The organism is Streptomyces sp. NPDC041713 (assembly GCF_055591085.1).
This window is the reverse complement of record NZ_JBVIZY010000016.1, coordinates 138218-151855: the sequence shown is the minus strand read 5'-3', so window position 1 is coordinate 151855 and position 13638 is coordinate 138218. Positions and strand designations below refer to the sequence as shown.

Below are 13638 nucleotides of genomic sequence, written 5' to 3'. Positions count from 1 at the left end.
GGTGCGCTCACCGATCCAGGGCCAGTGGGTCGAGCCCAGGAACATGCGGCCCTTGTCGTCCATGCGCAGCATCGGCGTCTCGTAGTCCAGCAGCAACGCCTCATGGCTCGTCCACACCGGCGACGTCACGACGTCCCGGCCCGCGGCCCTCTCCCGCCACCCCAGATGCTCGACGATGTCCCCGGCCGCCATATAACCGGTGATGATCCGCAACGGGTCGGGGCGGCGGCTCTCGGCCTCCGGCTCGGGGCCGTTGACCATGTGGCCGCGGAAGACGGGCAGTTCGACCCCGTCGATGATCTCGGTGGGCTTGGAGCGGGGCTTGGCGAACTGGCCCGCGATACGCCCCACCCTCAGGACGGGCTTGCCCGTGATCAGGCCGAGCGAGCCGGCCAGCAGGTCGAGCAGGGCGGCCTTGCGGGCCACCTGGCGGGGCGTGCACTCCTGGGGGTCCTCGGCGCAGTCACCGGACTGCAGCACCATCGCCTCGCCCGCGGCGACCTTGCCGAGCAGGGTGCGCAGGGTGGCCAGGTCATCGCCCTGGACCAGCGGAGGGCGGGCGGCCAGCGCCTCCCTGACCCGGTTCAGCTGGGAAATATCACCCCAGTCGGGTTGCTGAAGTGCCCCGCGGATACGAATCTCCCGTATAACGTCTTCCATGACGCAACTCCGATCCAGCGGTAATCTAGTGGTTCTCAGGTGAGAATTTCGGTGCGCTTTGTCGCCGGTGCGGAAATGCCCGGCGCGCACAGTCGCTGGAACGGGTTCGGCACGCTGCGAGTACGTGATCCGACCGCGTCAGAGCTGCTCTGACCTGCGACGGAATCAGACATTGAGGTCCCCTCCACGAAAAGCGGTGAGCATGAGGGGACAGGCAGCAGACACCTTTGGCCCCCCGTTGGCCTGGATTTGATCCTGCCTTGTTCAACGAATCAAATCAACAGTGTTTTTACGTTTCACTCATGAACAGGATGCGACATTCGCATCACGCGCGGCATGCCGAAATCAACTCGGCGCAAAAATTCAAGAAATGCAAGGTCGGGCCGTAAAGAATTCCCGCCATAATTCCCTGCGGCTGGGTCGGCGCGCGACCGGAACAGGACCAGCCGATTCCGGTCGCTCGCGTTCGCCGCCGTCAGAGCGGCACCGGCGCCTCCGTCCCGCCCCTGACGAGGCTCCGCAGGTGCTCCCGGAGGCTGAACCCCGGCGATGCGGCATCCCCGGGCGTCAGGGTCGAGCGCTGCGTCAGGAGCCGCCGGGCCGCGAGATGGTCCGTGGGCCGGTTCACCGACTCGACCGCCTGCAACTCGTCCCCGCGGAAGAGGAGGACCGAGAAGGCGTCGGGGTCGTCGCCGAGGACCACCTCGGTGTCGTGCCCCTCGTCGAACCCGGCGATCTGCACGGTCGTGGCGAACTGGTCGCTCCAGAACCACGGCAGTTCGTCGTATCGGCCGGGCGCCCCGGTCAGCCTGCGGGCGACCGACTGGGCGTGGCCGACGGCGTTCTGCACCGACTCGAGCCGCAGCCGACTGCCGGAGCGCACCTGCGGGAACGCCGCGCAGTCACCGATGGCCGAGATGTGCGGGTCGTCGGTGAGCAGTCGGGAGTCGACGGTGATCCCGCCGTTCACCGGAAGCCCGGCCGCAGCCGCCAGTTCCGTGTGCGGGATCACACCGATCCCGACCAGGACGAGGTCCGCGGGCAGCCGGCTGCCGTCCGCCAGCTCCACCGCCGTCACATGGGACCGGCCGTCGCCGTGCAGCGCGGCGACGCCCTGTCCGAACAGCAGCCGGGTCCCGGCGCCGCGGTGCAGCCGGGTGAAGTGCTCCGCGGTGTGCGCCGATGCCACCCGGGCGAGCGGCCGGTCGAGCGCCTCGACGACCGTCACGTCGACACCCAACTGCCGTGCCACGGCGGCGAATTCAAGGCCGATGAAACCGGCCCCCACCACCACCGCGCGCCGGGCCCCCGCCAGCGAGGACTGCAGCGCGGCGGCGCCCTGGGAGGTCCGCAGGGTGTGGACGCCGCGCAGTCCGGTGCCGGGCACATCGAGTGTGCGCGGCCTGGCGCCGGTGGCGAGGACCAGGTGCCCGTAGTCGTACGAGGAGCCGTCGGCGAGGCGCACCGTGCGCGCGGCCGGGTCGATCTCGGTGACGGTGCCGGCGACCAGGTCGATGGACTGGCGCACGTAGTACGTCGCGGGCCGCAGCCACAGCTGTGCCTCGTCGGCCTCGCCCTTGAGGTAGGCCTTGGACAGCGGCGGCCGCTCGTAGGGGAGGGCGTCCTCGGCGCTGATGAGGGTGACGCGGCCCGGGTAGCCGTGCTCGCGCAGGGACGCCGCCGTCTGGTAGCCGCCCTGGCCGGCCCCGACGACGACGACCGAGTCGGGGGAAGTGCTGTGCGTCATCAGTTCTGCCGTTCGGGAAGGTGGACGATCAGGCCGTCCAGCGCGTCGCTCGACTTCAGCTGGCAGCTCAGCCGGCTGTTGGGCTTGCGCGGGCAGGCAGTGAAGTCGAGCATCTCGTCCTCGCGCTCCTTCGGCGGCTCCAGCTTGTCGAGGGTGGTCTCGTCCACGTAGACGTGGCACGTGGCGCACTGCATGTTGCCGCCGCACTGGGCGACGATTCCGTCGATGTCGTTGAACACGGCGCCGCGCATGACGCTCGTGCCCTCGGGGACGTCGATGGCGGTCTCGGCCCCGTCGACGGCGACATACGTGATTTTGGGCATGGCGGAACTCCTCGATGGCATCCGGACGCGCGCCAGGGCGCGCCGTGACAGGGATGCCTGGCGACTGGCAAGGGGAAACAGAAGGTGGAGACGGCGCGGCCGGCGGCCGACGGGGGACGCGACACCCCGGTCAACTCGCCGTCACCAGCTGGCCGTTCGGACACGCGACGTCCTGGGCCAGGGTTGCGGCAGCGCCTCGGAGCGTACCAAAGGAGTTCCCGGCGGGCCAGAACCGGACGTCCGGACCCGATGCGCTTGACAGGCCTCGGGGGTGACGGGCGGCGCCCCCGGGGCTCGGTGGCCGCCGCTCCTAGGGCCGGCGGGCGCGGCCGCGGCGGGGGTCGGGAAGGCGGTGTGTCATGAAGGGTCTGCTGGTCGTGAACTCCCGGAACTTCACGGCGGCGTCGGAGAGATAGGTGTCGCGGTTCCACACCAGGGTGAGCACCCGGTGGCAGTCGGGCGCGTTCACGTGCACCCAGGCGACCGGCACCTGGGAGTCGGTTCCGGCCTGACGGGAGATGGCGGGGATGAGCCCGATGCCGAGCCCCGCACTGATCATGTCCTGGCTCGCGCCCGGCTCGTCGCCCTCGCAGGACAGCAGCGGCGTCAGCCCCTCGGAGGCGAACAGCCGGTCCAGGAGGGTGCGTTGCCACTGGCCGGGGCGGGTCGTGACGAACGGCTCGGCGGCGATCTCACGGATGGTCACGCTCTCCTGGCCGTCCAGCCAGTGGCCGCGCGGGACGGCGAGCAGCACCTCCTCGCGGGCGAGTTCGATCTGGTCGAGGTTGGCGCCGGTCAACGGCTGCGACGCGACGCAGAAGTCGACCTCCCTGGCGCGCAGTTGGCGGTCCATCTCCTCCGCGTTCGACTGGTAGAGCCGTACGTCGGCGCGCGGGAACGCCGCGCGGAAGCTGCCCAGGAGATGGGTGATCGTCAGGAGGGTCTCGGAGGCGACACTGACCCGGCCGAGCGCGGTGTCCCGGGCATCGCTCAGGGCCCTGCGCGCGTCGTCGAGCTCGCTCAGGGCGCGGTCCACGTGGCGCAGGAACACCACGCCGTACTGATTGAGCCGGATGCGGCGGCCCTGCCGGTCGAAGAGCGGGACGCCGAGCTCGGACTCCAGGCGCGCCACGGTGCGGCTGAGCGAGGGCTGGGCGACGCGCAGCTCCTCCGCGGCACGGCTGATGTGCTCGAAGCGGGCGACGGCCTGGAAGTAGCGCAACTGCAGAAGATCCATGATCCACCTTCACTTATGCCTTCCGGGACATCCTCACATGGCAAAACCGGTCTTGGATTGCATAAGGAATCCTCTCTACGGTTTTGATCGAGGCCACCGCGCGGATGGCGGGCAACGGTGCCCGTCAGCCGCACACGCGAAGCGGCGGCCTCCCCATCCGGCCACCGTCTCGGACGCGACCGAGACCCGACGACACCGTCCGCCGCCCACCCCGAACCCTCAAGCCGTCCCAACCGGCCACCGTCCCCCCAGGAAGGTCGCATCATGAGCGCTGCGGATCTGGCCCGACTCCAGTTCGCGGCCACGACCGGCATCCACTGGCTGTTCGTGATCCTCACCATGGGGCTCGTCCCCATCGTGGCGATCATGCACACCCGGGCCGCGTTCACCCGTGATCCCGCCCAGAGAGCCGTCCGGGAGCGCATGACCCGCTTCTGGGGTCAGCTCTACGTCATCAACTACGCGGTCGGCATCGTCACCGGCCTCGTCATGGAGTTCCAGTTCGGGCTCAGCTGGAGCGGTCTCAGCAAGTTCGCGGGCAACGTCTTCGGTGCCCCGCTCGCCCTCGAGACCCTCATCGCCTTCTTCGCCGAGTCCACCTTCCTCGGCATGTGGATCTTCGGCTGGGGCCGGCTGCGCAGAGGCGTGCACGTCACGCTCATCTGGCTGGTCGCCCTCACCGCGTACGCCTCCGGCTACTGGATCCTGATCGCCAACGGCTTCATGCAGCACCCGGTCGGCTACGAGGTGCGCGACGGAGTCGCCTACCTCACCGACTTTGCGGCGCTGCTCACCAACTCCAGTGCCCTGGTCGCCCTCCTGCACCTCTCGCTGGGCGCCCTGACCACCGGCGGCGTCTTCATCGCCGGCATCAGCGCCTGGCACTTCCTGAAGGGCACCGAGGAGACCGCGCTGTTCCGCAGTTCCATGAAGCTGGGACTGTGGGTCTCGACGGTCGCCTCCTTCTTCGTCGTCATCGTCGGCGAGATGCAGCGGCCCATCGTCGAGCGCACCCAGCCCATGAAGGACGCGGTGCTCGAGAACAGCGGCGTCGCCGAACTGCAGGCGCAGCTCGTCAAGGAGCACGGGCCCGGCAACTACGTGCCCTGGCAGGACACGATGCGGGTCTCGATGGACGTCATGACGCTCATCGGCAACACCGTCTCCACCATCACCCTCATCGCCCTGATCCTGCTGTGGAAGGACCGGCTGCTGCGCTGGCGGTGGGCCTCCTGGATCCTGGTCGCGACGATCCCGTTCCCCTTCATCGCCTCCGTCGGCGGCTGGGTCGTCCGCGAGGTCGGCCGCCAACCCTGGATCGTGTACGGGCAGTTGACGGTCGAGGACGCCCTCTCCCACGTCGGGAAGACGTCGTTGCTGCTGTCCTGCGCGTTGTTCATCACCATCTTCGTGGCGCTCGCCGTCACCAACTGGGCCCTGATCACCAAGTTCGCCCGCCGCGGCCCCGACGCCACCCAGCTCGGCGTCACCGAACCGCTCCCGGACGAGGTGCCCGACGGGCCGGAGGGCAGCGCCGACGAGAAGCAGCCGGTGCCCGCCTTCTGAACCGGGCCCGCCCGGCACCCACCGCCATGAACCCCCCTGCTGTAACGGAAAGTTGAGCGAGATGAGTCTGGAGACCGTCTGGCTGGCCCTCCTGGGCCTGCTGCTCGCCGGGTACTTTGTGCTCGGCGGCTACGACTACGGCGCACAGATGCTGCACCCCTTCCTCCGCCGAGACGAACCGGAGGAGAAGCGCACCAGCGGGAACGCCGCCCTGGACGCCATCGCGCCGTTCTTCCTGGGCAACGAGGTCTGGCTGGTCGCCTTCGCCGGAGTCCTGTTCGGTGCCTTCCCGCACCTGGAAGGCACCCTCCTGTCCGGCATGTACCCGCTGATCGTGGCGATCCTCGCGGGACTGGTCCTCGGCAACGCCGCGGTCCAGCTGCGCCGCCGCTCCCGCGGCCCGCGCGGGCGCCGGGCCTGGGACGCCCTGATCGTGTTCGGCGGCGCCGTGCCCGCCGTCTGCTGGGGCCTCGTCGTGGGCCTGATGCTGCACGGCGTGCCGCGCCGCGCCGACGGCAGCTTCCACATCGGCTTCGGTGAGGTCTTCACGCCGTTCGTGCTGGCCTGCGGGGCCACCACCGTGCTGCTCTTCGCGGCGCACGGCGCGGCCTTCGTCGCCCTGCGCTCGGACGACGACATCGCCACCAGGGCGCGGGAGTTGGGCGCCAAACTGATCGGCGGCGCCGCGGCCGTGGGCGCCCTCGCGCTCCTGCTCACCGTCTTCGGCGCGGGCGCCTCGATGACCAATCGGGCCACCTCCGCGGTCATCACCGCCGCGTTCGTGGCGGCGCTCGGCGCGGGCTGGTGGTACCTCAGTCGCGGCCACGACGTCCTGGCGTTCGTCGCCACCTCCTGCGCCGCCGTGCTGCCGGTGCTGCTCCTGGGGGCCGGCCACTACCCGTACCTCCTGACCACCGGGGCCGGCGCGGGTCTGGACATCGACCACGCCATCACCGACGACGCCACCCTGAAGATCCTCAGCGGCTTCGGCGTCCTGGTGATCCCGACGATCCTCGCCTACCAGTTCTGGAGCTGGTGGGCCTTCCGGGGGCGGACGGGCCGGCGTCACCCCAGCTACTTCTGAGCCCCGGAAAGCGACGAGAGGCACCCCCACGATGAAGCCCGTCGAACGCCGGCTGCTGCGCGAAGTCCCCGCGCTGCGGCGCCACATGACGTACTCCTCGGTGCTCGCCCTGGTGGGCGCCGGGCTCATCGTCACCCAGGCGGTGCTGCTCGCGACCGTCCTCGCGGACGGCTTCGCCGACCACGCGCTGCGCACCGGGCCGCTGGCCGCGCTCGCCGCCGTCATGGCGTTGCGCGCCCTGCTGGCCTGGCTGCGCGGCGTGCTCGCCCAGCGCGCCGCGGCCGGCGCCAAGGCTGCCCTGCGGGACCGGATCACCGGGCGGCTGCAGCACACCAACCCGCTGCGCCTCGCCGCCCGCCGCCACGGCGAGACGGCCACGCTGCTCACCCGGGGCCTCGACGCCCTCGACCCCTACGTCGTCGGCTACCTGCCCACGATGGCGGCCACCGCGGTGGTGCCCCTCACGGTGGTCGCCGCCGTGTGGTGGACCGACTGGACCTCGGCGCTCATCATCGTCGTCACCCTGCCGCTGATCCCCGTCTTCGGCGCGCTCGTCGGCATGCACACCGCCCAACGCACCGCCTGCCAATGGCGTTTGCTGTCCCGCCTCGGCGGCCACTTCCTCGACGTGGTGGCCGGACTGCCGACCCTGCGCGCGTTCGGCCGCGAGCGGCACCAGACCAAGGTCGTGCGCGAGATGGCCGACGCCCATCGGCGGGCCACCATGCGGACCCTGCGCGTGGCGTTCCTCTCCTCCCTCGTCCTGGAGACCGTCGCCACCCTCTCCGTCGCCCTGGTCGCCGTCCCCGTCGGACTCCGGCTGCTCCACGGCGACGTGGGCCTGCACACCGCCCTGATCGTCCTCTTCCTCGCCCCCGAGGCGTACCTCCCGCTGCGCGCGATGGGCGGCGCCTTCCACGACAGCGCCGAGGGCATCGCGGTCGCCGAACGGGTCTTCGCCACCCTCGACGACGAGGACGACACGCCCGCGCCCGCCGACCGCCTCCCCGCCCCCGACGCCCGCACGGCGCCGCTCCGCCTCGACGACGTCACCGTCCAGTACCCCGACCGGGCCGCGCCCGCCCTGCGGAACGTCTCCCTCACGGTCGCCCCCGGCGAGCACATCGCCCTGATCGGTCCCAGTGGCGCCGGCAAGACCACGCTGCTCTCCCTGCTCCTGGGCTTCGTGACCCCCACCTCCGGCCGGGTCACGGCCGACGGCTGCGACCTCGGTGCACTCGACCCCGACGCCTGGTGCGCCCAGGTCGCCTGGGTGCCGCAGCGCCCCCACCTGATCGCGGGATCGGTCGCCGACAACATCCGGCTCGGCCGCCCCGACGCGAGCGAGGCGGAGGTGCGCGAGGCGGCGCGGGCCGCGTCGGCGGACCTCTTCGTCGAGGAGCTGGCCGAGGGGTACGACACGCTCCTCGGCGAGCACGGCGCCGGTCTCTCCGCGGGCCAGCGCCAGCGGATCGCGCTGGCCCGCGCCTTCCTCAAGGACGCGCCCGTCCTGCTCCTGGACGAACCCACCGCCCACCTCGACCCCGAGAGCGAGGCGGCCGTCACCCGCGCCACCGTCGCCCTGATGCGGGGCCGCACCGCGGTCGTGGTGGCGCACCGCACGAGCCTGCTGCCGCACGCCGACCGAATCGTCACGGTCCGCGCGGGCACGCTCGCGGACCGGCCTACCCGCCCCGAACTGACGCCCACGGAAAGCCTGGTGGCCTCATGACCCTGCCCTCTGAGGCCCTCTCCACCGGTACGCGTCCGACCGTCGCCCTGATGCGGGGCCGCACCGCGATCGTGGCGGCACACCGCACGAGCCTGCTGCCGCACGCCGACCCCGAACTAACGCCAACGGAAAGTCTGGTGGCCTCATGACCCCGCCCCCTGAGGCCCCCGCCACCGGCCCGCGTCCCACCGTCGCCCTGATGCGGGGCCGCACCGCGGTCGTGGTGGCGCACCGCACGAGCGTGCTGCCGCACGCCGACCCCGAACTAACCCCAACGGAAAGCCTGGTGGCCTCATGACCTCCCACCCTGAGGCCCCCGCCACCGGTCGCCGCTCGCGCCCCACCGTCCGGCTGCTCCGTCACCTCCTGCCGTACTGGCGCAGGCTGCTGCCCGCCGCGCTCGCCGCCGCCGGGAGCGAGCTCGCCGCCGTCGGCCTGATGGCCACCGCCGCCTGGCTGATCACCCGCGCCGCCGAGCAGCCGCCGCTCGCCGCCGTGAGCGTCGCGATCGTCGCCGTGCGCGCCCTGGCGCTGAGCCGTGGCGCCCTGCGCTACATCGACCGGCTCCTCGGGCACGACGGGGTGCTGCGCGCCGTCGCGGGCTTCCGTGCCCGGGTGTACGAGGCGCTGGTGCCGCTCGCCCCGGCCGGCACCCCCGCCTTCCGCGGCGGCGACCTGCTGACCCGGCTCGTCGACGACGTCGACGCCGCCCAGGACCTACTGCTGCGGGTCATGATCCCGGCCACCGCCGCCTTCGTGGTCGCCGCGACCGCCACCGGCACGGTCATGGTGCTGTTGCCGCAGACCGGACTGCTGCTCGGCGTCCTGCTCGCCGTGGCGGGGCTCCTCGTGCCCGCCCTCGTCCTCGCGCTGTCCCGGCGCGCGGGCCGCGCCGAGAAGGCCGCGCGTGCCGAACTCGCCGCGGTGACCGTCGACTTGACCCAGGGCGCCGCCGAGCTCACCGCGTACGGCGCCCGCGGCCGCACCCACGACCGGGCGCGCCGCGTCACCGCGCGGATCGCCGCACTGGAGCGGCAGAAGGCCCTGACCACCTCCCTCGCCCAAGCCGTGGTCCTGGCGCTGCAGGGCGCCGCGACGGTCGGTGTCACCTGGCTCGCGCTGCGCGCCCACGCCGCCGGGGACCTGCCCGCCGTCCAGCTCACCGTCCTCGCGGTCCTCGCCCTCGTCTCCTTCGAGGCCCTCGCGCCGCTGCCCGCGGCGGCCCGCCGCTTCGCGGAGGTACGCGCTTCCGCGCAGCGCCTCGCCGACCTCTTCGACACCCCGGCACCGGTCGCCGACCCGCCCGCCCCGGAGCCACTGCCCGCCGAAGGACCCCTCGACGTGACCGTCACCGATGTGACGGTTCGTCACTTGCCGGGCGGGCCCCCGGCCCTGGACGGCGTGAGCCTGCGCGTGCCGCGCGGCGAGCGCGTCGTACTCCTCGGGCCCAGTGGGTCCGGCAAGTCCACCCTGATCGCGGCGCTCATGCGCTTCGTCCCGTACGAGGCGGGCAGTATCCGCGTCGGGGGGCGCGAACTCGCCGACTGCTCAGGCGCCGACGCCCGCCGCGCCGTCACCGGCATGACCCAGGACGCGCACGTCTTCCACGCCGGCATCCGCGCCAACCTGATCCTGGCCCGCCCCGACGCCACCGACGCCGACCTGCGCGACGCGGCCCGCCGGGCGAGGATCCTGGACTGGATCGAGTCGCTGCCGGACGGATGGGACACCGTACTCGGCGGGGACGGCGCCACCATGTCGGGCGGACAGCGCCAACGCCTGCTGCTGGCGCGCGCGTTGCTCGCCGACCCGCCCGTGCTCGTCCTGGATGAGCCGACCGAGGGCCTCGACCCGGACACCGCCGCCGCGGTGCTCACGGACATCCTCGACGCGACCCGCGGCCGGACCACGCTCCTGGTCACCCACGAACGGGCGGGCCTCGCGGCCGCCGACCGGATCCTCACCCTGGAGGACGGCCGGATCCGTTCCCTCGACCACGCGGACCTCGACGACGTCACGGCCGTCATGGACGACCTGATCGCCCCGGCCCGCTGACACCCAGTCAGGCGTGCAGTCAGACGACCAGTCAGGCGACCCGCCAGCGACCGCCCGCGCGCCCCGCAAACATAGCCGTACGGCCGCCGAGTCCCTCTTGCCAAGCCTCGGCAACAAGTCGAGGATTGTCCCTTCTCGGGCGGCTTTCGAGGTGTCTGAGGCGCCATTCGACCTGTGTGACCTGCGTGAGGAGCCGGGGCCATGGATTTCGGACTCGTACTGCAGACCGACCCGCCCGCTTCGGAGGTCGTCGGCCTCATGCGGCGCGCGGAGCGCAACGGCTTCCGCTACGGCTGGACGTTCGACTCGGCCGTGCTGTGGCAGGAGCCGTTCGTCATCTACAGCCGCATCCTGGAACACACCACCCGGCTGACGGTCGGCCCCATGGTCACCAACCCGGGCACCCGCACCTGGGAGGTCACGGCCTCCACCTTCGCCACGCTCAACGACATGTACGGCAACCGCACCGTGTGCGGCATCGGGCGCGGCGACTCCGCGATGCGCGTCGCCGGGCGCAAGCCCAACACCCTGGCCCGGCTCGGCGAGGCGATCGGCGTCATCCGCGACCTCGCCGAGGGCCGCGAGGCGGACGTCGGCGGACAGACCCTGCGGCTGCCGTGGGTGCGGGACGGCAAGCTGCCGGTGTGGATGGCGGCGTACGGCCCGAAGGCCCTCGCGCTCGCCGGGCAGCGGGCGGACGGCTTCATCCTGCAGCTCGCCGACCCGTATCTGACGCAGTGGATGGTCAAGGCGGTACGGGACGCGGCGTCCGACGCCGGGCGCGACCCGGCGGACGTGAAGATCTGTGTGGCGGCGCCCGCGTACGTCGGCGACGACCTCGCGCACGCCCGTGAGCAGTGCCGGTGGTTCGGCGGGATGGTCGGCAACCACGTCGCCGACCTGGTCGCCCGCTACGGCGAGCACTCCGCGATGGTGCCGGAGGCGCTCACCGCGTACATCAAGGCGCGCGAGGGCTACGACTACAGCCACCACGGCCGGGCCGGCAACCCCGACACCGCCTTCGTGCCCGACGAGATCGTCGACCGGTTCTGCCTGCTCGGTCCGGTCGAGGCCCATCTTGAACGGCTGCGTGAACTCAAGGAGTTGAGCGTGGACCAGTTCGCGCTCTACGCGATGCACGACGCGCGCGAGGACGTCATCGACGCCTACGGGACATCGATCGTGCCCGCGCTGTCCTGACCGCCGGACCCCTATCCACGTGAGCCCGCGGCGCCACCCTTGGCCATGGCATGATCGGGGCGTGACCGGCCTCCCGAGAACCCTCAGCCGTGCCCTGGCGCTGTCGGCGACCGCGCTGCTCCTGGCCGGCTGCGGGCTCTCCGAGGAACTGGACCGCGAGACGAACCCCGAGCGCCGCCCGACCGCCGAGGCGGCCCCTCCCGCCGGGAACACGAAGCGCCCCACCAGCCCCATCGATCCCGCGCGTCCGACCGATCCCGAGAATCCCTCGGGCCGCACCGCCCCCTCGCCCAGCACCCCGCCGTGCCCGAAGTCGGGCGTCACGATGTCCCCCGGCATGGTCACGGCGACCATGGGGCTGCGCGCGATGTCGGTGACGCTGACCAACTGCGGCCACCGCGTGCGCGTGGTCGAGGGGTATCCGGACATCCGCGTCCGCGGGCTCGACCGCGCGCTGTTCGACGTCTCGGTGCTCAAGGGCACGGAGCCGGTCACCACCATGGACGACCCCGGCCCGCACCGCGTCGCGCTGAAGCCGGGGGAGCGCGCGTACACCATGCTGGTCTGGCGGTACTCGGCCGTCGACGCGAGCACCCGGCGGGGCAGCGGCGTCTACGTGGAGATAGGCCCCGCCAGGGGCAAGCCGCGTCAGACCGTCGAACCGGACGGCGGCCTCGACATCGGGGAGACCGGCATGCTCGGCACGACGGCCTGGCAGCGCAGCCCCCGGTCGTCCTGACCTCGAGCCCGCACGGTTTCGGCGGTGACCCGGATCAGGGCACGCGGGCCGTCCACTCGGACGTCCCGAACTTGGTGCGCACCAGCTCCTGCGCGCGCGCCGACTCCTCCTCGGTGACCTTGCCCTCCGTCAGGCCGTACCGCGAGCGGAAGGAGTCGATCATGCGGTCGATGACCGCCTCGCGGGGCAGCCCGGTCTGCCGGCGCAGCGGGTCGACGCGCTTCTTCGCGCTCCGCGTGCCCTTGTCCGACAGCTTCTCCTTGCCGATGCGCAGGACGTCGAGCATCTTGTCCGCGTCGATGTCGTACGACATCGTCACGTGGTGCAGCACCGCGCCCGGGCCGCCGCCGGGCGCCACCGTGCGCTTCTGCGCCGCGCCCGCGATCTTCCCCGCCTCCGTCGCGATGTCGTTGAGCGGCTGGTACCACGCCTTGATGCCCATGTCGGCGAGGGCGCCGAGCACCCAGTCGTCGAGGTAGGCGTAGCTGTCCTGGAAGGAGAGCCCCTGGACCAGGGCGTCCGGGACGGAGAGCGAGTACGTGATGGTGTTGCCGGGCTCCACGAACATGGCCCCGCCCCCGGAGATCCGGCGCACGACGTCGATGCCGTGCCGGGCCGCGCCCTCCGCGTCGACCTCGTTGGCCAGCGACTGGAAACTGCCGATGATCACCGAGGGCGAGGCCCACTCCCACACCCGCAGCGTCGGCGGGCGCCGCCCCGCCGCGACCTCCTGGGTCAGCACCTCGTCGAGGGCCATGTGCAGGGCGGGCGGCTGCGGACCCTCGTGCACCAACTGCCAGTCGTAGTCGGTCCAGTCCGTGGCGTGCGCGAGCGCGCGGCGGACGGCGACGCCGACGCCCTCCGACGTCAGGCCGTACATGACGGTGCCCGCCGGGAGCGCGGCGTCGATGCGGGCGGCCAGGCCCGCGGCGTCCGTGTCGGCGGGGGCGCCGTCCAGCGCGCCGTTGATCGCCTCCAGCGCCTCGTCGGGCTCCAGGAAGAAGTCACCGGCCACGCGCGTGCCGCGCAGCACGCCGTCCTCGACGTCCAGATCCACCACGACGAGCTTGCCGCCGGGAACCTTGTACTCACCGTGCACCGTGTCTCCTCCATGCCCGCGGGCCACGACCGCCCCCGGCTCGTTGTTCCGGGTTCCGGACCGCCGAATCGTCCCCAACGCTAGCCGAGTACGAAATGTCACCGACCGCACCTCTTGTGCGCGCCGTACGGGGGAACCCGCACCGGACGGCGCATCCCCGCAGGAGCGGAGGACCGAAGAGGGGAAGGACACCCGG

At 72.0% G+C, this 13638-nt stretch carries 13 protein-coding genes; 8 read left to right on the top strand and 5 right to left on the bottom strand.

Annotated elements, in window-relative coordinates:
- The 4 genes from ACZ6CV_RS33665 to ACZ6CV_RS33650 all read right to left on the bottom strand — a co-directional run.
- The coding region (locus ACZ6CV_RS33665) for a 3-deoxy-7-phosphoheptulonate synthase (RefSeq protein ID WP_469255219.1) at positions 1–660 on the bottom strand (660 nt) is incomplete at its 3' end.
- Between the two features lie 475 nt (positions 661–1135).
- The gene (locus tag ACZ6CV_RS33660) at positions 1136–2407 is read right to left on the bottom strand and encodes an NAD(P)/FAD-dependent oxidoreductase (RefSeq protein ID WP_469255218.1); all 1272 of its coding nucleotides are present in this window, start codon (positions 2405–2407) and stop codon (positions 1136–1138) included.
- Positions 2407–2730 (bottom strand): 2Fe-2S iron-sulfur cluster-binding protein, encoded by a 324-nt coding sequence (locus ACZ6CV_RS33655; protein WP_355816214.1) that lies wholly within the window; start codon positions 2728–2730, stop codon positions 2407–2409. Before ACZ6CV_RS33655 ends, ACZ6CV_RS33660 begins: the two co-directional genes overlap by 1 nt.
- 310 nt (positions 2731–3040) lie before the next feature.
- A complete protein-coding gene (locus ACZ6CV_RS33650; RefSeq protein ID WP_469255216.1) occupies positions 3041–3967 on the bottom strand; it encodes a LysR family transcriptional regulator in 927 nt (308 codons plus the stop codon).
- Between the two features lie 264 nt (positions 3968–4231).
- On the opposite strand from ACZ6CV_RS33650, the gene ACZ6CV_RS33645 reads away from it, so the two are divergent.
- The 8 genes from ACZ6CV_RS33645 (at position 4232) to ACZ6CV_RS33610 (ending at position 12343) form a co-directional block, all read left to right on the top strand.
- Positions 4232–5533, top strand: coding sequence for a cytochrome ubiquinol oxidase subunit I (locus ACZ6CV_RS33645; RefSeq protein ID WP_469255214.1), 1302 nt, complete (start codon positions 4232–4234; stop codon positions 5531–5533).
- Positions 5534–5594: 61 nt separating this feature from the next.
- Positions 5595–6617, top strand: coding sequence for a cytochrome d ubiquinol oxidase subunit II (gene cydB, locus ACZ6CV_RS33640; RefSeq protein ID WP_469255212.1), 1023 nt, complete (start codon positions 5595–5597; stop codon positions 6615–6617).
- A gap of 31 nt (positions 6618–6648) precedes the next feature.
- Entirely contained in the window at positions 6649–8349 is a 1701-nt protein-coding gene (gene cydD / locus ACZ6CV_RS33635; protein WP_469255211.1) for a thiol reductant ABC exporter subunit CydD, read from the top strand.
- Positions 8346–8498 carry a hypothetical protein gene (locus ACZ6CV_RS33630; protein ID WP_469255209.1) on the top strand — a complete coding sequence of 51 codons (153 nt, stop codon included), beginning with the start codon at positions 8346–8348 and terminating at the stop codon, positions 8496–8498. Before cydD ends, ACZ6CV_RS33630 begins: the two co-directional genes overlap by 4 nt.
- On the top strand, positions 8495–8647 hold the full coding sequence (locus tag ACZ6CV_RS33625) for a hypothetical protein (RefSeq protein WP_469255207.1): 153 nt from the start codon (positions 8495–8497) through the stop codon (positions 8645–8647). Before ACZ6CV_RS33630 ends, ACZ6CV_RS33625 begins: the two co-directional genes overlap by 4 nt.
- Positions 8644–10404 carry a thiol reductant ABC exporter subunit CydC gene (cydC, locus tag ACZ6CV_RS33620; RefSeq protein WP_469255205.1) on the top strand — a complete coding sequence of 587 codons (1761 nt, stop codon included), beginning with the start codon at positions 8644–8646 and terminating at the stop codon, positions 10402–10404. Before ACZ6CV_RS33625 ends, cydC begins: the two co-directional genes overlap by 4 nt.
- 201 nt (positions 10405–10605) lie before the next feature.
- Positions 10606–11604 carry a TIGR03842 family LLM class F420-dependent oxidoreductase gene (locus ACZ6CV_RS33615; protein WP_469255204.1) on the top strand — a complete coding sequence of 333 codons (999 nt, stop codon included), beginning with the start codon at positions 10606–10608 and terminating at the stop codon, positions 11602–11604.
- A 61-nt stretch (positions 11605–11665) separates the two neighbouring features.
- The gene (locus tag ACZ6CV_RS33610) at positions 11666–12343 is read left to right on the top strand and encodes a DUF4232 domain-containing protein (protein ID WP_469255203.1); all 678 of its coding nucleotides are present in this window, start codon (positions 11666–11668) and stop codon (positions 12341–12343) included.
- A 34-nt stretch (positions 12344–12377) separates the two neighbouring features.
- Here ACZ6CV_RS33610 and ACZ6CV_RS33605 read toward each other — a convergent pair whose 3' ends face one another.
- Positions 12378–13442 (bottom strand): lipoate--protein ligase family protein, encoded by a 1065-nt coding sequence (locus ACZ6CV_RS33605; protein WP_469255201.1) that lies wholly within the window; start codon positions 13440–13442, stop codon positions 12378–12380.
- Positions 13443–13638: the final 196 nt, after the last annotated feature.